Raw genomic sequence first — 21,388 nt, 5'->3', positions numbered from 1 at the left:
CTTGAGTATATTCGGACACTTGCGCAGCACCGGATTTGTTGATGGGTTTGTGCGCGGCTTCTGGTTATAATTTTTGCCTTTCCAAGCGTTGATGGAACAGTCGCAATGAGCAATGCACTGAACAATGTCCCGCCGGTAGTCGAGATGGACTATCCGTTTCCGGCCAAGCCCCTTCCCCTGAGCGCCGAGCAGAAGACGACCCTGATCGCAGACATCAAGGCACTGCTCAAGGAGCGCAAGGCGGTGCTGGTCGCCCACTACTACACGGATCCCGAGATCCAGGCGCTGGCGGAGGAGACCGGTGGTTTCGTCGGCGACTCCCTCGAGATGGCCCGCTTTGGCCGTGATCACGAGGCGCAGACCCTGATCGTCGCCGGGGTGCGCTTCATGGGCGAGACCTCCAAGATCCTGAGCCCCCACAAGCGAGTCCTGATGCCGACGCTGGAGGCCGAGTGCTCGCTTGATCTGGGTTGCCCCATCGAACAGTTCTCCGCCTTCTGTGACGCCCATCCCGACCATATCGTGGTGGTCTACGCCAACACCTCGGCGGCGGTCAAGGCGCGGGCGGACTGGGTGGTCACCTCCAGCATCGCGCTGGAGATCGTCGAACATCTGGACAGCCAGGGTCACAAGATCATCTGGGGTCCGGACCGTCACCTCGGTGCCTACATCGAGAAGAAGACTGGCGCCGAGATGTTGCGCTGGCAGGGCCACTGCATCGTCCACGACGAGTTCAAGGCCCGCGCCTTGCGTGAGCTGAAGGAGCAGAATCCGGATGCCGCCGTGCTGGTTCATCCGGAGTCCCCTGCCTCGGTGATCGAGCTGGCCGATGCGGTGGGTTCCACCAGCCAGCTGATCAAGGCGGCCAAGGAGCTGCCCCAGCAGAAGCTGATCGTGGCGACCGATCGCGGCATCTTCTACAAGATGCAGCAGGCCTGCCCGGAGAAAGAGATGGTGGAGGCGCCGACCGGTGGCGATGGCGCGACTTGCCGCAGTTGCGCCCACTGCCCCTGGATGGCGATGAACGGTCTGGTGGCCATCAAGGAGGCCCTCACCGATGGCGCCGAGCGCCACGAGATCCTGGTGGACGAGGATCTGCGGGTAAAGGCCTTGATCCCGCTCGACCGCATGCTCAACTTCGCCGCCGAGCTCAGGCTCAAGACCCAAGGCAATGCCTGATTACCAAGACAAAGAGATGCAAAGAGAGGGCTCCCGCGGGAGCCCTCTTTATTTATCTGAACCTCATCCGGCTCAGATGATCACGGTGGAGAAGCTGTGCTCTTCATCCGGTGCGACGGTCACGCCTGCCTCGCTGGCGATGGCGGCTTCGACGCAGAGCATGGTGCGATAACCATCATCGCTCATGTCGGCCATGGCGTGGGCGCCTTCCAGCCAGGGGGTCCAGACTACCACGCTGTCGTGGTTGCCGCTGACCACCCGGGTCTCGCGTTCGCCATCCTGGATGCTGACGTGGGCCGCAGGCTGCCAATAGACCCGATCCAGCGGGCCGTTCAGGGTCAGAGGACCCTGCTGCTGGCCATTCTGGCCGGTCAGTTTGTCGGCATAGGGCTCGCCAAGGCCGCTGACGCTCACTGACTCCGGTGAACTTATCTGCAGGTAGGTGTGCAGGGCACCGCTGTAGACGAGCGGCGCTTTGCCGGTGTTGCGGGTGGTCAGTACCAGGGCCAGCTCCTTGCCGACCAGCACGTCCAGCTCCAGCTCGAAGGCATGAGGCCAGAGCTGACGGGTTGCCTCGTTGTCACGCAGAGACAGATGGACGAGTGTGCCGTCACCGTGATCGGAGACACCGTCCAGCGTCCACAGGCTGGTGCGGGCAAAGCCGTGGGAGGGCTTGCCGCTGCCGACGCGAGCAGGGGCCGGGCCGAACCAGGGCCAGCAGAGGGGAATGCCGCCGCGGATGGGTTTGCTGCCATCCAGCACCGCCTTGTCGCTGAGCCAGATGGAGGCGGGTTCGTCGTGACGCTGGTAGCTGAGCACGTGGGCGCCAAACAGGCTGATTTCTGCCTTGGCGTAGCCGTTGTCGACGGTCAGCAAGGGTTGGCCAGCCGGGTGGTGGCTGAGGGTACAGTGGGCAGTCAGAGAGCGTGTCGGTTGCATGAGGACTCCTGTGCTCGCGCACATTCAGAAGAGAGGGTTGGAAAAATCCCGGTCCAGAATACAAAAAGGCGGCCCATGGCCGCCTTTTTCAAGCTACTTGATTGCGTATCCCAAATTACTTGGAGATGTGAGCGATCAGGTCCAGAACTTTGCTGGAGTAGCCCATTTCGTTGTCGTACCAGGATACAACTTTAACGAATTTGTCGTTCAGCTGGATACCAGCCTTGGCGTCGAATACGGAGGTCTGACGCTCACCCAGGAAGTCGGTAGAAACCACTTCGTCTTCGGTGTAGCCCAGAACACCCTTCATGGCGCCTTCGGAAGCAGCTTTCATCGCTTCGCAGATTTCTGCGTAGGTGGCAGCTTTCTTCAGGTTGACGGTCAGGTCAACAACAGACACGTCCGGAGTCGGAACGCGGAAAGCCATACCGGTCAGCAGGCCTTTCAGTTCCGGGATAACCACGCCAACAGCCTTGGCAGCACCGGTAGAGGACGGGATGATGTTCTGAGCCGCACCGCGGCCACCGCGCCAGTCTTTGGCAGACGGACCATCAACGGTCTTCTGGGTAGCAGTGGTAGCGTGAACGGTGGTCATCAGGCCGGACTCGATACCGAAGGTATCGTTCAGAACCTTGGCGATCGGAGCCAGGCAGTTGGTGGTGCAGGAAGCGTTGGAAACGATGTCCTGGCCAGCATAGGTAGCGTCGTTAACGCCCATTACGAACATCGGGGTAGCGTCTTTGGACGGACCGGTCAGAACGACTTTCTTGGCGCCGGCAGCGATGTGCTTGCGAGCAGTCTCGTCGGTCAGGAACAGGCCGGTAGCTTCGGCAACAACGTCAACACCGATTTCGCCCCATTTCAGGTTGGCCGGGTCACGCTCAGCGGTAACACGTACGGTTTTGCCGTTGACAACCAGGTTGCCGTCTTTGACTTCAACGGTGCCCTTGAAGCGGCCGTGAGTGGAGTCGTACTTCAGCATGTAGGCCATGTAGTCAACGTCGATCAGATCGTTGATACCAACCACTTCGATGTCAGAACGCTCAGCGGCCAGACGGAAGACGAAACGGCCGATGCGGCCAAAACCGTTAATACCTACTTTGATAGTCATAATTGGTTACCTAACTGTTCAGTAGTCAAAGAAAATTCCGTTTGTAAATTTACTAGAACTCCCCCGTGAGTCAACCAACAATCTGTCTGAAATTGCGCTATATCATGAAAAACTGTGAAATTTATTTTCTGTTTATGTAACTGACTACCAGCTTTTGTCGAAATAACTATCTATCTCCTGGCGGTGCGGTTATCAACAATAGTGCCTGCTCGGTCACACAACCAGCCAGGCAGATGTGTAAAAATGTGCGCGGTTTAGCATGGCCCATAGAGCCACTGTTCAAGTACCACCCATAAAAATTAATCAAAATAGTATAGATAGAATCCACAGCGGGAATTCTCAAACTATGACCACCCTGATTGAACAGCTGGCTGCCGCCAAAGGTATCGCCAGCGAGTATGTTGATGCCTGGGGCCACCCGGCTCAGGTATCCGAAGAGAGCAAGGCCGCCATGCTGGGCGCCATGGGTTACCGCGTCGATGACGAGGCCGCCCTGACCGAGCAGCTTGAGCAGGAGCACCGCCAGCACTGGCTGCGTGCGCTGGATCCCGTGATGGTGGTCCGCAGCGGCGAGCCCATTACCCTCGAAGTTCGTCTGCCCATCGAATTCGTCAACGACGCCCTCAGCTGGCAGCTCTCCCTGGAGCAGGGCGGCCTGTTGTCCGGTCAACTCACCCCCATCGACGGCGAGCTGGTCGGCGTGGCCGAATTCGAAGAGATGGAGTGCCAGGCCTATCGCGTGGCCCTGGCTGTGCAGCCCGAGCTGGGTTATCACGATCTGATCCTGCTGGAGGAGGGCAATGACGAGCCGCTCGCCAGCATGCGCCTCATCGTCGCGCCCAAGGCGTGCTACAAACAGCCTCCCATCGCCAATGGTCGCAAGGTGTGGGGCCCGAGCGTGCAGCTCTACTGCCTGCGCAGCCGTCACAACTGGGGCATCGGCGATTTCAGCGATCTGGGCCAGCTGGTCGAGAAGATGGCTGCCTGGGGCGCTCACTTCGTCGGTCTCAACCCGATTCATGCCCTCTATCCGGCCAACCCGGAGAGCGCCAGCCCCTACAGCCCCTCGTCCCGACGCTGGCTCAACGTGGCCTACATCGATGTGGAAGCCGTGCCCGAATTTCTGGCCAATGCCCGGCTCAAGGCCGAGGTGGCGAACCCCGCCTTCCAGCAGCACTTGAGCGAGCTGCGTGCCAAGGGCAACGTGGATTACACCGGCGCCGTCGAGACCAAACTCGGCATGCTGCGTCAGGTGTTTGACCAGGCGAGCCTCTGCGCCGAGCGTCAGGCCGCCTTCGATGCCTTCGTTGCCGCCGGTGGCGACAGCCTGCAGCAACAGGCCGCCTTCGATGCTCTGCAGGCCCATTTCTACGCCAAAGGCGAGAATGCCTGGGGCTGGCCGGTGTGGCCGGAGCCGTTCCGTGACTACCACAATCCCGAAGTGGCGGCCTGGATGGCCGAGCACAGCCAGGATGTGAATTTCTACCTCTATCTGCAGTTCCTGGCCGACGAGCAGCTGGCCCGGGCCGACGCCCGTGCCAAGGCGGCCGGCATGGTGATGGGGATCTACCGCGATCTGGCGGTGGGCGTCTCCGAAGGCTCCACCGAGATCTGGGCCAACCGGGATCTCTACTGCCCGAAAGCCTCGGTCGGTGCGCCGCCCGATATTCTGGGTCCGCTCGGCCAGAACTGGGGCCTGCCCCCCATGAACCCGAACCAGCTGTTCGAGGCGGCCTACCAGCCGATGGTGGATCTGTTCCGTGCCAACATGCGCTCCTGCGGCGCGCTGCGCATCGACCACGTGATGGCCTTGCTGCGCCTGTGGTGGGTGCCGCCCGGAGAGTCTGCCGCCAAAGGCGCCTACATCTATTACCCGGTCAACGACCTGCTCGGCATCCTGGCCCTCGAGTCCCACCGCAACCAGTGTCTGCTGATCGGCGAGGATCTCGGTACCGTGCCGGAGGGGATCGACGTGACCCTGAAAGAGAACGGCGTCCACTCCTACAAGGTGTTCTTCTTCGAGCGCTCCAAGGCCGATGGCGGCTTCATCTCTCCGGCTCACTACGCCGAGCAGGCGATGTCGGCGCTGACCACCCACGACATGCCGACCCTCAAGGGCTTCTGGCATTGCGACGATCTGGCGCTGGGGCGTGAGCTGGGCTTGTATCCGGATGAAGACGTACTCAAGACCCTGTATGCTGATCGCCACCAGGCCAAACAGCGGATCCTCGACAGCCTGCACGGCCACGGGGTGATCTCCGGCAACATCAGCCACGACGTGAACTGGGTCGGCATGAATACCGAGCTCAACCACGGTCTGCAACTGCACATGTCTCGCGGTAGCTGCGCCCTGTTCAGCACCCAGCTGGAGGATTGGCTGGAGATGGACAAGCCGGTCAACGTGCCGGGCACCAGTTACGAGTACCCGAACTGGCGCCGCAAGCTGTCTACCGATCTGGAGGATATTTTTGCCAATGAGGCGCTCAAGGCGCTGGCAGGCAAGATGAGCCAGGCCCGTGACGAGGCCAGTCGTTGAGCCACTGCCGACAAAACGTGACTCACTTACATCCGCTTCGGCCCAGGCCGGAGCGGATGCTCAGCTATGAAAGGAAATCTCGATGCTCGTTGAACGTTTGGTTGCAGCCCGCTGTTCCGATCCCTTCTCCCACTTAGGCCTGCAGGCCAATCCGGATGGACCCGGCCTCAAGCTGACCGTCTGGTTACCCGATGCCCAGGCCGTACGGGTCAGGGATCTCAAGTCGGGCAAGATTGTTGCCACCCTGGCGCCCACCGATGATTCGGGCCTCTTTGAAACTGTTTTCACCCGCCGTAAAAATCCTTTCCCCTACCAGTTGCTTGCCGACTACCCAGATGCCAGCGTCGAGGTCATCGACCCCTATCAGTTCCAGGATGCGGGCTGGGCCGGGTTGGCGGAACTCACCTACCAGCCGGAAAACCTCTACCACACGCTCGGTGCCCAGCTGCGTACCGTGGGGCATCTGGATCAGCAAGTGGAAGGGGTGCGCTTTGCGGTCTATGCACCGAGCGCCACTGCGGTGAGCCTCATCGGCGATTTCAACTTCTGGGATGGCCGTCGCCACCCGATGCAGCGCAGCCAGTGCGGTCACTGGGTGCTGTTCGTGCCGGGCCTCAAGGCCGGGGATCGCTACAAGTTCGAACTCAAAGACCCGGCGGGCAACCGGCTGCCGCACAAGAGCGACCCGGTCGGTTTCTACTGCGAGCAGTACCCGTCGTTCGCCTCCGTGGTCTATGACCACGACCAGTACCAGTGGCAGGATGCCGCCTGGCGGGAGAGCCAGCTCAACGACAAACGTGAGCAGCCGCTCTCCATCTACGAGCTGCACGTCGGCTCCTGGAAACGCCACCCCAACGGCGACAGCCTGAGCTGGCGCGAGCTGGCGGTGGAACTGGTGGATTACGTCAAGGGGATGGAGTACACCCACATCGAGCTGCTGCCGGTCTCAGAGCACCCGTTCAGCGGCTCCTGGGGCTACCAGCCGGTGGGCATGTTCTCGCCCACCAGCCGCTACGGCACGGCTGATGATTTCAAATACTTCGTGGATCAGTGCCACCAGGCCGGCATCGGCGTCATCCTCGACTGGGTGCCGGCCCACTTCCCGTCCGATGCCCACGGGCTGGCCCGCTTCGACGGCACTCCGCTCTACGAGTACGAGGATCCGCGCCGTGGCTGGCACCCGGACTGGAACTCCTACATCTATGACTTCGGCCGCAATACGGTGCGCCAGTTCCTGGTGGCCAGCGCCCTGTTCTGGCTCGACAAGTTCCACGTCGACGGCCTGCGGGTGGATGCGGTCGCCTCCATGCTCTATCTGGACTATTCCCGCAACGCCGGCGAGTGGGTGCCCAACGTCGATGGCGGCAACCACAACTACGAGGCGATCAGCCTGTTGAAGTGGACCAACGAGGAGGTGTACGGCAAGTACCCCCACGCCATGACCATCGCCGAGGAGTCCACCGCTTTTGCCGGGGTGTCCCGTCCCACCTTCCTCGGTGGCCTGGGTTTTGGCTTCAAGTGGAATATGGGCTGGATGCACGACACCCTCACCTACATGCAGAAAGAGCCCATTCACCGTCGCTACCACCACAACGACATGACCTTCTCCATGGTGTACCACTATGACGAGAACTTCATTCTGTCGCTCTCCCACGACGAGGTGGTGCACGGCAAGCACTCCATGCTCTACAAGATGCCGGGGGACGAGTGGCAGCAGGCGGCCAACCTGCGCGCCTACATGGGCTTCATGTATGCCCACCCCGGCAAGAAGCTCAACTTCATGGGCACCGAGATCGCCCAGAGCAACGAGTGGAATCACGATGCCCAGCTGCCCTGGCACCTGCTGCAGTATCCCAAGCACGGCGGCCAGCAGCGGCTGATCCACGATCTCAACCATCTCTACCGTCATGAAGCTGCCTTGTATCAGGCGGATTATGAGCAAAACGGCTTCCGCTGGCTGGATCACAACGACGCCGACAACAGCATCTTTGCCTGGCTGCGGGCCGACAAGCAGGGGGCCAACCCGCTGGTGGTGGCCTGCAACTTCACGCCGGTGCCGCGGCTTGCCTATCGGCTTGGGGTACCGGCGGCCGGCCACTACCGGGTGGTGCTCAACACCGACAGCGAGCATTACTGGGGCAGCAACTATGATGTGGGCCTGGTCTTTGTCGCCGAGGCGACCCCCTGGCAGGGGATGGCGCACAGCATAGTGCTGGATCTGCCGCCGCTAGCGACCTTGTTCATCAAACAGGAGTCTTGATGTTCGCAATGGAAAAGGGGCAGGACCATCCGCTGGGGGCCCTGCTCGACGAGACGGGTTGTCACTTCTGCGTCTGGGCGCCGCAATCGGACAAGGTGGAGCTCTGCCTGTTCGACGAGCAGGAGCGGGAGTTGGCCCGCCTCGAGCTGCCCGGCCGGCGCGGTCAGTACCGCTTCGGCCATGTGCGCGGCGTCAAGGCCGGTCAGCGCTACGGCTACCGGGTTCACGGCACGTCGCAGGAGGGGATGCTGTTCGACCCGGACAAGCTGCTGATCGACCCCTACGCCAAGGCGCTCAGTCGCCCGACCCACTGGGATGATGCCCTCTATCAGGGTGACAGCGCCGCCATGGTGGCCAAATCCGTGGTGGTGGACGATGCCTTCGACTGGCAGGGGGTGGGCAAGCCCGCCATCGAGCCGGCCCGCACCGTCATCTATGAAACCCACGTCAAGGGCTTCACCCGTCAGCATCAGGGGGTGCCGAGCGAGCTGCGCGGCACCTATCTGGGCATCTGCCACCCGCTCATCATCGAGCATCTCAAGTCCCTCGGCATCACCTCGGTGCAGTTGATGCCGGTGGCGGCCTTCATGTCCGAGCCCAGGCTCGAGCAGCTGGGGCTGACCAACTACTGGGGTTACAACCCCATCGCCTTCTTCGCCCCCGAGCCGCGCTATGCGGCGCAGGAGGCGGTGACCGAGTTCAAGACCATGGTGCGCGAGCTGCACAAGGCCGGGCTCGAGGTGATCCTGGATGTGGTCTACAACCACACCGCGGAGTCGGGCTTCGACGGCCCCATGCTCTCCTTCAAGGGCTTTGACAACGCCGGTTACTACGCCTTCGAGGCGGGCGCCCACGGCCCCGACTACACTCGCCACGCCAACGTCACCGGCTGCGGCAACAGCGTCAATCTGGATCACCCCAACAGCCTGCGACTGGTGCTCGACGCCCTGCGCTACTGGGTCACCGAGATGCAGGTGGATGGCTTTCGCTTCGATCTGGCTGTCACCCTGGCGAGGGAGGCGGGCGAGTTCGACCCCATGGGGGCCTTCTTCAAGGCCATGATGGCAGACCCCGTGCTGGCGCGGGTCAAGCTCATCGCCGAGCCCTGGGATATCGGCCCGTTCGGCTATCGGCTCGGCCAGTTCCCGAGCCAGTGGCTGGAGATCAACGACCGCTACCGCGACACGGTACGCGCCTTCTGGCGCGGTGATGCGGGCAAGATGGGGGACTTTGCCACCCGGCTGGTCGGCTCACGGGATCTGTTCCCGAAGAACTGGCGCTCCCCCCATACCAGCGTCAACTACCTCTGCTATCACGACGGTTTCACCCTGGAGGATCTGGTCTCCTACAACCAGCGCCACAACCAGGCCAACGGCGAGGACAACCGCGACGGTCACGGCAACAACCTCTCCAACAACCACGGGGTGGAAGGGCCGACCCTGGATCCGCGGGTCAACAACCTGCGCCAGCAGCAGAAGCGCAACCTGATCGCCACCCTGCTGCTGTCGCAAGGCACCCCGCACTTCCTCGCCGGCGACGAGATGGGCCGCAGCCAGCTCGGCAACAACAATGCCTACTGCCAGGACAACCAGATCAGCTGGGTCAACTGGCAGTGGCGGCCGGAGGATGAGCGGCTGCTCGCCTTCACCCAGCAGATGCTGGCGCTGCGGGCGGAGTCCACCGTCTTCTCCAACCTGCAGCTGAGCGACGACAGCTGGAACGGCACCCCCAGCAGCTGCCACCAGGTCAACTGGTATCACCCGGACGGCCATCAGCTCACCGATCAGGACTGGCATGCCCCCATGGGGCAGGCGTTTGCCATGGACATCGGCATGATCGGCTGCGGCGGGGAGCGCTGGTACGTGCTGTTCAACGCCAGCGACTACGACATCCAGTTCCGTCTGCCGCCGCCGGGTGAGGGGCTGGAGTGGATCCAGACCATCGACACCGCCACCAACGACGGGCTGCCGTTCCTGCCCGACGACATCAAGCGGCAGGTGGCGGTGGGCCGGGCCCACTCCCTCAAGCTGCTGGAGCGGGTCGCCCTGAGTGCGGTGGCGCTGGCCGAGGAGGGAGTGGTCGCTACCCCGGATGTTGCCGTCGTGTTGCCAACCGGATCACAGTTCCCGCTGGCGGGGTAGAGCGCGGCGCCCTGACTGGGTATGCTGGGCACCGATATTCACGGCAAGGAGTCAGTATGAGCGGCAACACCCCCAACCCCGAGCAGTGGCGCCGGCAGTTGAGCGCCGAGCAGTATCACGTCTGCTGGGAGAAGGGCACGGAGCGTCCCTACAGCGGCGCCCTGCTCCACAACCGCAAGAGCGGCGACTACCTGTGTGTCTGCTGCAAGCAGGTGCTGTTCCACTCGGATGCCAAGTTTGACTCGGGCTGCGGCTGGCCCTCGTTCGATCGGGCCATCGAGGGGACCGTGACCTACACCGAGGATGGCAGCCACGGCATGAAGCGGGTGGAGATCACCTGCAGCCAGTGCGGCTCCCACCTTGGCCACGTCTTCCCGGACGGACCGACCGAAACCGGTCAGCGCTACTGCGTCAACAGCCTGAGTCTGGATTTCGATCCCGAGCCCTGAGTCTGGCGCCCGGCATCCATGCAAAAACGGCCCCCTGCCTTGGCAGGGGGCCGTTTCTTTGTGGCCGCAGCCTGGGCCTATCAGGCCAGCAGCAGGGTGGCTACCACCAGCAGGGAGGCCAGCGCCAGAATGGGCAGCTTGAGTCCCCGCAGCAGATAGAAGCCGACGGCGGCCAACGCCAGATCGGTGGGGGCCAGCACGGCGCTCTGCCAGACCGGCTGATAGAGCGCCGCCAGCAGCAGACCCACCACGGCGGCGTTGATGCCGGCCACGGCGCCAGCGAGGCGAGGGCGGGCCAGCCAGCTCTGCCAGCAGGGGCCCATGGCCCACAGCAGCAGAAAGCCGGGCAGGAACAGCGCCAGGGTCGCCAGCAGGGCGCCGTCCACCGGGCTCGCCGGCAGCAACTGGGCACCGAGATAGGTCGCCAGGGTAAACATGGGGCCGGGCACCAGCTGGGCCAGGCTGTAGCCGGTCAGGAACTGCTGCTGGTTGAGGCTGTGGCCCACGCTCTCCGCCAGCAGGGGCAGCACCACGTGACCGCCGCCAAACACCAGGCTGCCGGCCCGGTAGAAGTCGGCGACCAGCTGGCCGACGGGGCCCCCCAGCAGTGGCAGGCCGACAAACAGCAGGGCAAACAGCAGCAGGGTGGGCCAGTGGGGTTGGTGCACAGGGATGGACTGAGCCGCTGAGGACTGTGGGTCTGGTGTTTGCGGCGAGTCGACGCGGGCACAGAGCAGGGCGGCGCCCGCCAGCATGACGAGCTGGGTGAGCAGGCCGGGCTGCCACCAGAGGGCGGCCGCGGTGGCGACCATGATCCCCTGATTGCGCGTCGCCTTGCAGAACTGGTGGCTCATGGTGAGCACCGCATCGGCGACCACCACCAGTGCCAGCAGCTTGAGACCGTGCAAGGCGGCATCGAGCCAGACGTTGTTGCCGAGCTGGCCCAGACCGATGGCGGCGGCCAGCAACAGCAGGAAGGAGGGGAGGGTGAAACCGGCGAAGGCGGCCAGTGCCCCAGCGAGCCCGGCCCGCTGGCGGCCGATGGCAAAGCCGAGCTGGCTGGAGGCGGGGCCTGGCAGCAGCTGGCAGAGGGCCAGCAACTGGGCGAATTCGGCCTGGGTCAGCCAGCCCAGCCGCTCGACGAAGGTGCGCTGGAAGTAGCCGATATGGGCGGCGGGTCCGCCGAAGCTGACACAGCCCAACCATAAAAACTGAATAAACACCTGCCCCACGTCCTCACTCCCTCGTTGTCATCATCGACCCCGATGATATGACAAAGCGGTGACTTTTTTATGACAAATCAGGGGGCTGCTGGCAGGTAGCCGCGCCTTGTCAGCCGCAGGTCACTCCATCGGCTGGCCTGGTTGTGGCAGATAGCAATGGCCAGCAAGCCAGCAGGCGATGGTTTATGGGGCCGGCTGGCTCGAGGTCGGCAGGTAGCAACGATTCGCCAGCCAGCAGGCGATGGTCTATGGGGTGGGCTGGTTTGGCGTCGGCAGATAGCAACGGCCAGCCAGCAGGCGATGGCTTATGGGGCCGGCTGGCTTGAGGTCGGCAGGTAGCAACGATTCGCCAGCCTGCAGGCGATGGTCTATGGGGTGGGCTGGTGTGGCGTCGGCAGATAGCAACGACCGGCGAGCCAGCAGGCTATCGATTGGCGACTGGCATCGAAGTGGGGCTCTGGCAGATTGCGCGGGTCGCACCAGACCCAGCCTTCGCACTTCTCCGGCTCCAGCAGCTGGGGCTTTCCCTCTACCTCGGCCAGCAGGGTGACCGAGACATAGTGCAGGCCGCTTTCACGCCAGGTCTCCAGGTTGTTGGTGACGGCGATGACGCTGGGGTTGCTGATCTGAAAACCCGTCTCTTCGGCCACCTCCCGGATCGCTGCCGATTCGAACGTCTCTCCCAGCTCCAGATGGCCGCCGGCGATGGACCAGTAGGGGGCGTGGCTGCCCTTGCGTTTGCCAAGCAGCACCTGGCCCTGGCGGTTGGTGAGGATTACGCCGACACCGACGCGGGGATAGGGGGTAGACATAAGAAGGGCTCCTTGCTGAGGGGGAGGTGGGGTAATGGGTTGGTCAGGATCACTCTGTCATCGACCACCGACGCGGGGATAGGGAGTAGACATATGAGCTCCTTGCAAAGACGAGACAGACTATAAAAAACGGGCCCACCTTAGGGCGGATGGGCCCGTCATGCAAGCAGTCTGCGGCGTCAGGCGCCAGTGCTGCGGATCACGCCAGCTTGACCAGCATCTTGCCGATGTTGCGCCCTTCGAACAGCCCGATGAAAGCCTGCGGCATGCTGGCGAGCCCCTGATAGACGGTCTCCTCGGCCTGCAGGGTGCCAGCATCGAAGGCCGGGGTCACCTCGGCCAGAAACTCGCCGTAGTGCTGCCAGTGATCGAACACGATCAGCCCCTGCATGGTGAGGCGCTTGCGGATCACCTGGGAGAGGTTGCGCGGGCCGCTCGCCTCGCTCTGGCCGTTGTACTGCTCGATGAGGCCGCACATCACGATGCGGCCGTGCACTACCATGTGGTTGAGGGCGGCGTCCAGCATGGCGCCCCCCACGTTCTCGAAGTAGACGTGGATCCCCTCCGGTGCCAGCCGGGACAGCTCGGCATCGAGATCCGGGGTCTCACGGTAGTTGATCACCTCGTCGGCCCCCAGGCTCTTGAGGTAGGCCACCTTGTCGGCCGACCCGGTGGAGCCGATGACACGGGCCCCTGCCCGTTTGGCGAGCTGCACCACCATGGATCCGACGGCGCCGGAGGCGGCCGACACCAGCACGGTTTCACCGGCCTGCAGTTTGGCGATGCGGTTGAGCCCGGTCCAGGCGGTCATGCCCGGCATGCCGAGGGCGCCGAGAAAGAGCTGGGGCGGCAGGCGGGTGTCGGGCAGTCTGGTCAGCTGGGCGCCGTTGGCGACGAAGCGATCGCGCCAACCCAGCATGCTGCTCACCCGGTCGCCCACTGCGAAGTCCGGGTGACGGGAGGCTTCCACCACGCCGATGGCGCCGCCATCGAGGGGGCCGTTGAGGGGGAAGGGGGGCACATAGCTCTTGGCTTCGCTCATGCGACCGCGCATGTAGGGATCCACCGACAGCCATTGGTTGGCGACCCGCACCTCTCCTTCTTGCAGCTCGGGCAGGGCCACCTCGGTCAGGGTGAAATCGGCCAGGCTGGGCAGGCCGACCGGGCGACGCAGCAGCTGGATCTGATGGCTGGACTGATTCATGGTTTTTTCTCCAGGGTGAGGGGGGTTGGCAACCTGCGAGTCGCCAGCATGGCTATTTCCAAGGGGTTGAGGCTGAACGGGTTCACGCCGTCTCATCCAGCGGGGCGCCGTTGAGCAGCAGCCGGGTGACCACATTGCCCCGCATGGCGTTGGAGAAGGGGCAGGTCTGGTGGGCCAGCCGCACTATCTGCTCGGCCTGCGCCGCCTGTTCAGGTTGGGTCGTGGCGAGCGCTACGTCCAGCGTGATGGCGAAGTTGAAGCGGCCATCGTCCAGCGCCAGCAACTCGACTCCGGCGGTGACGGGAGCACTGGATAGGGGCGAATCCAGTTTGTGGGCCACGTGGATCAGCGCATTGGAGAAGCAGGCGGCATAACCGGCGGCCAGCAGCTGCTCCGGGTTATTGCCCTTGCCGTTGCCACCGAGGGCGGTCGGCAGGGCCAGTGCCAGCTGCAGGCTGTTGTCCAGGGTGTGAACCTCACCGTTGCGGCCGGCCTGGGCGATGGCTTGAGTGCGATAGAGCGTCTTCATGTCGGGGTCTCTGATTTTGTTTGTGTGCAAAGTAAATCCAGACTAATCCCGAAAATGCGGGCTGACAACTATTTTGTGTGCAAATTATTCGACCCCCGATTTTCCTGGGGTATACTGGCCCCAGTCGTCAGCGAGGTGCCCCATGAGTGAATTGAAAAAGCAGGTCTGTTTTGCCCTCTACAGCGCCTCCAACGCGGTGATGCGGGCCTATCGGCCGCTGCTGGACAAGCTGGATCTCACCTACACCCAGTATCTGGTGATGCTGTCGCTGTGGGCGCGGGACGAGGTCAGCCTCAAGGAGATAGGTCAGGAGACCGGGCTGGATGCGGGCACCCTGACCCCCATCGTCAAGCGGCTGGAGAGCAAGGGCTGGTTGACCCGCACCGTCTCCAGCGAGGATGAGCGGCAAAAATGCATCGGCCTGACCGAGGCGGGGCGTCAGCTGCAGCAGGAGGTCAGGGAGTGTTGTCTGGCGGACAACTTGCGCAATCAGGTGGATCTGGCCGATGCTGAACTGGCCCAGCTCAAGCAGCTCTGCGATCGCATCTCGGCCCAGCTGGGGCGCTGAGTGCAGCCGACCCATACAGCCTGAGGATCACCCCATGAAACTTCTGTTGCCCCTGTTTGCCCTGTTGCTGACCGCCTGCAGTACCGGTTCCCATGCCCCTTCGATGGCCATCGACGATGCCGATGCCTGGCAGGCTATCTGCAAAGACGGCACCCGGGTGCGGGCCGTGGTGGAGGAGGGGATCTGCGCGGATCATCGCGGTGTTGCCATGTGGACGAATAAGCCAAGAGCCGCACGGATGGCAGAGGAAGCCGCCAAATAGTGTGATCCAGGCGCCATAAAATGACACAACCGGCCGACTGGCCGGTTTTTTTCGCGATCCCGTCGGCACTTTGCCATCTTGTTCATGGTGCGCTCAGTTTTCTCTTCCCATACTGGCCCTACAGTTCCAAAAGAGGAGAGACGAGATGCAATCATCGTTGGTTGGGCTCTCCATTCTGTGGGGGCTGGCCAGTTTTGGTGTTCAGGGGGATTTCATCGAGAGCCGTGATTCCGTTGCGCCATCCTGGCAAGCCGAGTCCAGAGTGGAGATGGAAGGTTATCTGATCGAGTCGCTGGGTGAAGATCGCTGGCTGTTCGACAACGGCAGCGAGAGCCTGCTGGTCTCCCTGCCCCAGGGGCAGTGGGTGCCGACCGGCGAGCGGCTGCGGGTCAGCGGCGAGCCCCAGCAGGAGCAGGCCGGCTGGCTGTTGCAGGTGCAGGATGTCAGCCAGGTAGCAGTCTGAGTGCAGGCCGCTGACTGAAGATAAAAGAAGAGGAGGCCAGTGGCCTCCTCTTCTTTTATCCGCTCTGGCCCGCCGAGCAGGGCTGGCGGTCAGCCCAGATGGTTGAGCGGCAGCGCCGTCTTGTGCTTGATCCGGCGCAGCACGAAGCTGGAGCGCACCCCGGTCACCCCCGGAATGTGGGTCAGCTTGTCCAGCAGGAAGTGCTGGTAGTGCTCCATGTCCCGCACCACCACCTTGAGCTGGTAGTCGGCATCGTTGCCAGTGATGAGGTCACACTCCAGCACTTCGGGCAGCTCACTGATGGCGCGGTCAAAATTTTCGAACCGCTCCGGGGTGTGCCGGTCCATAGAGATGTGAATGTAGGCGGTGAGGGTCAGCCCCAGTTGACGGGCGTTGAGCAGGGTGACGTGGGTGTCGATGAGACCGGCATCCTCCAGCGCCTTGACCCGGCGGGAGCAGGGGGAGGGGGAGAGCCCGACCAGCTCGGCCAGCTCCAGGTTGCTGATGCGGCCATTCTCCTGCATCAACTCCAGAATATGCCTGTCTATGCGATCAAGTTTCAGCATTCTCCGTTCCTCGTTGCAATTACTAATTCACTTTTCCTAGATTAAGGGTGAACTATTGCAAAAACAACTGAAAATACATGCTACTTCGCAACCACTCACCGGGCCGGCAGGGATACCATGGTTACATCTTCCGGTGGCAAGACAGAAACCCAACCCGGTCTCTGTGGTGAAGGACCTTACCGGGTCAACAACCCCATCAGCCGTCTCACCTTATCGGGCAACGACGGGCTGGAACGAGAGCATCCCCTCCCCGAAGGCAACAAAGCAGGCATCCCGGCGCCTGCTTTGTTGTTTCTGGCGTTCGCGGATCAGGGCTGCGGCCTGATGCGATAGAGGCAGCGGTGATCCCCCTCCAGCAGATACTGCTCCCGCTCCACTCCGGCCGGCGCCAGCAAGCGGCGAAACATCTCCAGCTCGCTGCGACAAAAACCCCGGCAGGCCCGCGCCGCCGCGCAGATGGGGCAGTGGCTCTCCCACAGCAGCCAGCTGCCATCCTCCTCCTGGCGAAAATCCGCCATATAGCCCTCTCGCGTGCGCTGCGCCGTCAGTGCCGCCAGTCTGTCGGCCAGCGCCGGCTGGGTCAGCTCGGCCTGATAGCGGGCGAGCTGCTGCTGCTCCCGCTGGGCGATCAACCGCTCCATGCCCACCTCGCCAAACAGCTGCTGGATGTTGTCGATAAGCTGCAGCGTCAGTTCGCTGTGGCTGTCGGGGAAGCGTTGCCAGGCCTGCTCGGTGAGGTGCCACAACCGTACCGGTCGACCGCGCCCGCGGGCCTCGTCGTTGAAGCTCACCCAGCCGTCGGCCTCCAGCGTCATCAGGTGCTGGCGAGCCCCCATGGAGGTCATCTGCAACTGCTCTCCCAGCTCGGCGGCGCTCTGTGGCCCGTGGCTCTTGAGCAGAAACAGTATCTTGTCGGTGCTGGCGTTCATGGCAAGGCTCTCATCGTCGGCAGGTGCGACCGCTTGCGCGGCAGCGGTTCTGGCATGGATAAGAGCATTATGGGGAGGGGGATTTTTTAAATCAACAATTCGCTTTACTTAATCTGGTTTGATTGCCAACATAAATAAACCAATGACTTTATTTAATGGGGCGAACATGGAAGGGATCAAGGGGCAGGCCAGCCTGTGGGTACTGGTGATGACGGTGACGCTGGCGGTGGCGGGCTTCAGTCTGCCGTCTCCGGTGCTGGCACCGCTGATGCTGGATCCGGCCCAGGGCATGCTGACGCCGGAAGCGTCGGACTGGAGCCGCAAGGTGTGGCTGGGGGTCATCATGGGGCTCTATCCGCTGTTTCAGCTGGTAGGGGCTCCCTGGCTCGGCAAGCTCTCCGATCGTCATGGCCGCAAGCCGGTGCTGACCCTCTGTCTGGTGGGCGTGCTGGTGGGTTACGCCCTGATGGCGCTGGGGATCGCCTGGCGTTCCTTGCCGCTGCTGTTGCTGAGCCGGGTGGTGGAGGGCTTCTTCAACGGTGACATCGCCATCGTGCAGGCCATGGCGGCCGACATGAGCACCGCCAAAACCAAGGCGCGCAGCTTCGCCTGGATCAACATCGGCATGAACCTGGGCTGGGTGGTGGGCCCCATGATCGGCGGCTATGCCGCCGTGGTGTCCGGCGATTACAGCCTGGCGGCCTGGCTGGCGGTGGCGATGACCCTGGTCAACCTGCTGCTGGTGCTCTGGCTGCTGCCCAATCGGCCGGCAGCGGCCCGCAGTGAGCAGCAGCCACCGGCCCTCTCTTCCCGCCAGCTGCTGCTGCAACCGGCGCTGCTGCCCTATTTCGTGCTGACCCTGCTCAGCTACGGTGCGGTGCAGCTCTACTTCACCTACTTCAACGTCTGGCTGGTGGAGCGGCTGGCCTGGGATCCGGTGCAGCTGGCGCAGGCCGCCGTGCTGGTGAGCGTGCCCATGATCCTGGGATCCTGGCTGGGCTCCCGTCTGGCTCGCCATTGGCGTGGCAGCAGTCTGGGGGTGGTCGGTCATCTGGTGATGGCGGCGGGCATGCTGATGTTCGTGCTGCCCGGCCATTGGTGGGGGCTGGCACTCACCTTTATCCCCACCGGCATCGGCATGAGCCTGGGGGAGCTGGCGACCTCGGTGGCGGTCTCCAACCGCAGCCATGCCGAGCAGCAGGGGCAGGCGATGGGGCTCTATCGCGGGCTGGCGGTGGGCAGCGAGATCCTGGCGGTGGTGGTCGGCAGTCTGGTGCTGCTGGCGGGTACCGAGTGGCCCTTCTATCTGGCGGCGCTGTGCAGCCTGCTCTGTGCCGCCGGCTTCTATGGCCTGCGCCGGGCTGCGGATCGGCGGCAGCGGCTCGACGTCCAGGTCGAAGCCGGCTGACGGGATCACAGAACGACGCGAAGGGGGCAACCGGCGCTTGCATCGTGGCGCCGACTCTGGGACGGTATGGCTCTTTGCCTTGCTTGCCCGATCGCCCGGTGCTGCCCGCTATGCTCAGCCTTTGGCGGTAGCATGAATCGTTATTTGAACGCGGGTTGGTATGGCGCTGCATTCGTTTCGACATGTTGGCGGTGACATGAGTCGTTTTCAGGCCATTGCACTGGAAGCGGGACTGTATGGCACCCCAGCCGTTTCGACATTTTGGAGGTGATATGAGTCGTTTTCAGGCCATTGCGTTGGATATGGACGGTACCCTGCTGACCCGGGATCACAAGATTTCGTCCGCCACCCGGGCCGCGCTGGCCCAGGCCCGTGCCCACGGCATCAAGGTGCTGCTGGTGACGGGGCGCCACTTCATGACGGCCCGTCCTTTCCATCACGAGCTGGCCCTCGACACCCCCATCATCTGCAGCAACGGTGCCTACCTCTATGATCCGGTGCTGGAGCAGATCCTGGTCGGGGATCCGCTGGCGGTGGCCCCCCTCAGCCGGCTGCTGGCGGAGGTGCAGGCGCACCAGATGGGGGCCCTGTTCCACCTCGACGAGGGGATCGGCTACCTCGGCTGCGAGGAGCATGTGACCCGGATGCGCCATTGGTCGGCGACCCAGCCGGATCATCTCAAGATCTCCCTGTTGCCGGCGGAGGATCTGGCGAGCTGGCTCAGCCGGCCGGTCTGGAAGCTGGAGCTGTTCAACCAGGATCCCGCCCTGCTCCATCACTTCATGGCAGAGGTGGTCGAACAGTTGCCCTTTACCCGTGACTGGGCGGCGCCCTATGCGGTGGAGCTGGTGCAACCCGGCTGCAGCAAGGGCAACCGACTGGCCCAGTGGGCGGCGAGCGAAGGGATCGCGATGGAGAACGTGGTGGCGTTTGGCGACAACAACAACGACATCAGCATGTTCGAGCAGGTGGGGCTGGCGGTGGCCATGGGCAACGCGGCGTCACAGATCCAGGCGCTGGCGGATCGGGTCACCGCCGATCACAACGAAGACGGCATCGCGCTGGCGCTGCAGCGCTGGGTTCTGCCCGCCTGAGGGACAGAAACAGCAACAGAAAGGGGCCATGTCGGCCCCTTTTTTGTTTGTCAGTTCCCGAAGGAGAACTGGATCACCCGATCCGGGAAACGGATCCGGTTGTAGTCACGGCGCAGCCCCTCGTAGTGACGGATGGCGCGTTCGCGCTGGGCGCGGTAGTAGTCGCGCTGCTTGCTGTCGTTCTCGTTGCGGATCTGGCGCTCCAGCGTCTCGATGTCGCGCTCGGTCCGCTCCATGTCGCTCTTGAGGTCGCTGAGCTGTTTCTCCACCAGGTACTCCTGGCGGCCGCGATCGTACTGGGTCAGGAAGCTGGCATCGTTGGGACAGACTCCCTGATACTCGGCGCCGGACTTGCCCTTGCTGTAGGCGAGCTCCGGAATGCAGTAGAGCTCCAGCCCCTTGGCATAACCCCGTTTCCACTCCGCTTCGTCCACCTTGAGGCCGTATTCGCCGCAGGTCGAGACGTAGTCACGGGTGGCGGCCCGGGTGTTGCCCTGCTCGCCGTCCTGATAACCCAGGTTGTACCAGCTCATGGTGCGGCACTCTTCTTCCGACAGCGAGCTGCAACCGGCGAGCAGGAAAGGCAGGGTCAGCAACAGGATCTTGGGGGACATGGACGACGGGCTCCGAGAGGGATGATGGGGGCATTCTAGAGAGGATGCAGGGGCAGGACAAGGGATGAAAAACGGTGCTGGCCGGCGCCGTTTTCTGAGCGGTTTGTCACTATTTGCGAGGGCTGGCGGCGTGACGGCCCGCGCCCTTTCCTTGTTGCCGGCCACGGGGTAAACTGCGCCATCTTTTAACTGGCGCGTAACAAAAACAATGAAAGTCCTGACCGTCGATTACCGCTCGCCCGATGCGGCGCAGCGCTTCACCGAATCCCTGCGGACCACCGGCTTCGGGGTACTGACCAATCACCCCATCCCGAAAGAGCTGGTACAGTCCATCTATGACAACTGGTATCGCTTCTTCATGAGCGAGCAGAAGCAGGATTTCCTGTTCAATCGCGAGACCCAGGACGGCTACTTCCCGCCGTCGGTGTCCGAGGTGGCCAAGGGCCACAGTCAGAAGGACATCAAGGAGTATTTCCACCTCTACCCCTGGGGCCAGATGCCGGCCGAGCTGAAAGAGCAGGCGATGGAGTACTACCGCCTTGCCAACAACCTGGCGGCCGAGCTGCTGGGTTGGGTCGAGCAGTACACCCCGAGCGACATCGCCGCCCACTACAGCTGCCCGCTCTCCTCCATGATCGAAGAGAGCCAGAAGACCCTGCTGCGGGTGCTGCACTACCCGCCGTTCGACGGCACCGAGGAGCCGGGTGCCATCCGCGCCGCCGCCCATGAAGACATCAACCTGTTGACCATACTGCCCGCCGCCAACGAGCCGGGCCTGCAGGTGAAGGGTTCCGATGGCGAGTGGATGGACGTGCCGTGCGATTTTGGCACCCTGATCATCAACATCGGTGACATGCTGCAGGAAGCCTCCCACGGCTATTACCCCTCCACCACCCACCGCGTCATCAACCCGACCGGTGGCAGCGCCGCTAAGTCCCGCATCTCCCTGCCGCTGTTCCTCCACCCGCGCCCGGACGTAGTGCTCTCCGAGCGTCACACCGCCCACAGCTACCTGATGGAGCGGCTGCGGGAGCTGGGGGTGATCTAGTCCCCGAAGCTGGCTCACCACCCTGTAAAACCGGAGCAAAATTGCTCCGGTTT

General features: G+C 63.0%; 21 protein-coding genes. 12 read left to right on the top strand and 9 right to left on the bottom strand.

The annotated features are described in order from the left end of the window. Positions 1-105 precede the first annotated feature (105 nt). Positions 106-1,179 (top strand): quinolinate synthase NadA, encoded by a 1,074-nt coding sequence (nadA, locus tag OKC29_RS14335; protein WP_045789014.1) that lies wholly within the window; start codon positions 106-108, stop codon positions 1,177-1,179. 72 nt (positions 1,180-1,251) lie between these two features. On the opposite strand, the gene OKC29_RS14330 is transcribed toward nadA, so the two are convergent. Together OKC29_RS14330 and gap are read right to left on the bottom strand one after the other, a co-directional pair. After that, complete coding sequence (locus tag OKC29_RS14330; RefSeq protein WP_073351714.1) at positions 1,252-2,118, bottom strand: D-hexose-6-phosphate mutarotase; 867 nt, start codon at positions 2,116-2,118, stop codon at positions 1,252-1,254. Between the two features lie 115 nt (positions 2,119-2,233). Continuing rightward, positions 2,234-3,229 (bottom strand): type I glyceraldehyde-3-phosphate dehydrogenase, encoded by a 996-nt coding sequence (gene gap / locus OKC29_RS14325; RefSeq protein ID WP_011707358.1) that lies wholly within the window; start codon positions 3,227-3,229, stop codon positions 2,234-2,236. A 346-nt stretch (positions 3,230-3,575) separates the two neighbouring features. On the opposite strand from gap, the gene malQ reads away from it, so the two are divergent. The 4 genes from malQ (at position 3,576) to msrB (ending at position 10,615) form a co-directional block, all read left to right on the top strand. Continuing rightward, on the top strand, positions 3,576-5,765 hold the full coding sequence (gene malQ / locus OKC29_RS14320; RefSeq protein WP_162275776.1) for a 4-alpha-glucanotransferase: 2,190 nt from the start codon (positions 3,576-3,578) through the stop codon (positions 5,763-5,765). 82 nt (positions 5,766-5,847) lie between these two features. Beyond that, on the top strand, positions 5,848-8,025 hold the full coding sequence (glgB, locus tag OKC29_RS14315; RefSeq protein WP_073351711.1) for a 1,4-alpha-glucan branching protein GlgB: 2,178 nt from the start codon (positions 5,848-5,850) through the stop codon (positions 8,023-8,025). Continuing rightward, a complete protein-coding gene (gene glgX, locus OKC29_RS14310) occupies positions 8,025-10,166 on the top strand; it encodes a glycogen debranching protein GlgX (RefSeq protein ID WP_073351710.1) in 2,142 nt (713 codons plus the stop codon). Before glgB ends, glgX begins: the two co-directional genes overlap by 1 nt. A 56-nt stretch (positions 10,167-10,222) precedes the next feature. Beyond that, entirely contained in the window at positions 10,223-10,615 is a 393-nt protein-coding gene (msrB, locus tag OKC29_RS14305; RefSeq protein WP_017411114.1) for a peptide-methionine (R)-S-oxide reductase MsrB, read from the top strand. A gap of 80 nt (positions 10,616-10,695) precedes the next feature. On the opposite strand, the gene chrA is transcribed toward msrB, so the two are convergent. The 4 genes from chrA to OKC29_RS14285 all read right to left on the bottom strand — a co-directional run bounded on the left by chrA (position 10,696) and on the right by OKC29_RS14285 (position 14,383). Continuing rightward, on the bottom strand, positions 10,696-11,847 hold the full coding sequence (gene chrA / locus OKC29_RS14300) for a chromate efflux transporter (protein WP_073351707.1): 1,152 nt from the start codon (positions 11,845-11,847) through the stop codon (positions 10,696-10,698). Positions 11,848-12,206: 359 nt separating this feature from the next. After that, complete coding sequence (locus OKC29_RS14295; protein ID WP_073351705.1) at positions 12,207-12,650, bottom strand: nucleotide triphosphate diphosphatase NUDT15; 444 nt, start codon at positions 12,648-12,650, stop codon at positions 12,207-12,209. A gap of 199 nt (positions 12,651-12,849) precedes the next feature. Continuing rightward, positions 12,850-13,854 carry an NADP-dependent oxidoreductase gene (locus OKC29_RS14290; protein ID WP_073351703.1) on the bottom strand — a complete coding sequence of 335 codons (1,005 nt, stop codon included), beginning with the start codon at positions 13,852-13,854 and terminating at the stop codon, positions 12,850-12,852. Positions 13,855-13,936: 82 nt separating this feature from the next. Then, on the bottom strand, positions 13,937-14,383 hold the full coding sequence (locus OKC29_RS14285) for an organic hydroperoxide resistance protein (RefSeq protein ID WP_162275775.1): 447 nt from the start codon (positions 14,381-14,383) through the stop codon (positions 13,937-13,939). 142 nt (positions 14,384-14,525) lie between these two features. On the opposite strand from OKC29_RS14285, the gene OKC29_RS14280 reads away from it, so the two are divergent. The 3 genes from OKC29_RS14280 (at position 14,526) to OKC29_RS14270 (ending at position 15,676) form a co-directional block, all read left to right on the top strand. Then, positions 14,526-14,951: a MarR family winged helix-turn-helix transcriptional regulator gene (locus OKC29_RS14280; RefSeq protein WP_016351946.1), complete on the top strand. Its 426-nt coding sequence runs from the start codon at positions 14,526-14,528 to the stop codon at positions 14,949-14,951. Between the two features lie 34 nt (positions 14,952-14,985). Further along, positions 14,986-15,213 carry a hypothetical protein gene (locus OKC29_RS14275; RefSeq protein WP_045525426.1) on the top strand — a complete coding sequence of 76 codons (228 nt, stop codon included), beginning with the start codon at positions 14,986-14,988 and terminating at the stop codon, positions 15,211-15,213. 145 nt (positions 15,214-15,358) lie between these two features. Continuing rightward, positions 15,359-15,676: a hypothetical protein gene (locus OKC29_RS14270; RefSeq protein ID WP_005304873.1), complete on the top strand. Its 318-nt coding sequence runs from the start codon at positions 15,359-15,361 to the stop codon at positions 15,674-15,676. Between the two features lie 89 nt (positions 15,677-15,765). Here OKC29_RS14270 and OKC29_RS14265 read toward each other — a convergent pair whose 3' ends face one another. After that, positions 15,766-16,242 carry an Lrp/AsnC family transcriptional regulator gene (locus tag OKC29_RS14265; protein WP_005304871.1) on the bottom strand — a complete coding sequence of 159 codons (477 nt, stop codon included), beginning with the start codon at positions 16,240-16,242 and terminating at the stop codon, positions 15,766-15,768. A 117-nt stretch (positions 16,243-16,359) separates the two neighbouring features. Here OKC29_RS14265 and OKC29_RS14260 point away from each other — a divergent pair, with 117 nt between their 5' ends. Continuing rightward, entirely contained in the window at positions 16,360-16,575 is a 216-nt protein-coding gene (locus OKC29_RS14260) for a hypothetical protein (RefSeq protein ID WP_123785047.1), read from the top strand. Here the strand turns inward: OKC29_RS14260 and OKC29_RS14255 are convergent. Next, positions 16,551-17,171, bottom strand: coding sequence for a helix-turn-helix transcriptional regulator (locus OKC29_RS14255; RefSeq protein WP_011707347.1), 621 nt, complete (start codon positions 17,169-17,171; stop codon positions 16,551-16,553). The genes OKC29_RS14260 and OKC29_RS14255 overlap by 25 nt on opposite strands. Before the next feature lie 166 nt (positions 17,172-17,337). Here OKC29_RS14255 and OKC29_RS14250 point away from each other — a divergent pair, with 166 nt between their 5' ends. Next, entirely contained in the window at positions 17,338-18,579 is a 1,242-nt protein-coding gene (locus tag OKC29_RS14250) for an MFS transporter (protein ID WP_073351699.1), read from the top strand. A gap of 272 nt (positions 18,580-18,851) precedes the next feature. Beyond that, entirely contained in the window at positions 18,852-19,673 is an 822-nt protein-coding gene (locus OKC29_RS14245; RefSeq protein ID WP_073351698.1) for a Cof-type HAD-IIB family hydrolase, read from the top strand. A 50-nt stretch (positions 19,674-19,723) separates the two neighbouring features. On the opposite strand, the gene OKC29_RS14240 is transcribed toward OKC29_RS14245, so the two are convergent. After that, on the bottom strand, positions 19,724-20,287 hold the full coding sequence (locus OKC29_RS14240; protein WP_073351697.1) for a DUF2799 domain-containing protein: 564 nt from the start codon (positions 20,285-20,287) through the stop codon (positions 19,724-19,726). 208 nt (positions 20,288-20,495) lie between these two features. Here OKC29_RS14240 and OKC29_RS14235 point away from each other — a divergent pair, with 208 nt between their 5' ends. Beyond that, positions 20,496-21,335, top strand: coding sequence for an isopenicillin N synthase family dioxygenase (locus OKC29_RS14235; protein ID WP_011707343.1), 840 nt, complete (start codon positions 20,496-20,498; stop codon positions 21,333-21,335). Positions 21,336-21,388: the final 53 nt, after the last annotated feature.

Origin of the sequence: Aeromonas sp. QDB34 (genome assembly GCF_027705405.1) — a bacterium.
In the GTDB taxonomy this organism is placed as follows: Bacteria; Pseudomonadota; Gammaproteobacteria; order Enterobacterales; family Aeromonadaceae; genus Aeromonas; species Aeromonas hydrophila.
This window is presented reverse-complemented; position numbering and strand designations above follow the sequence as displayed.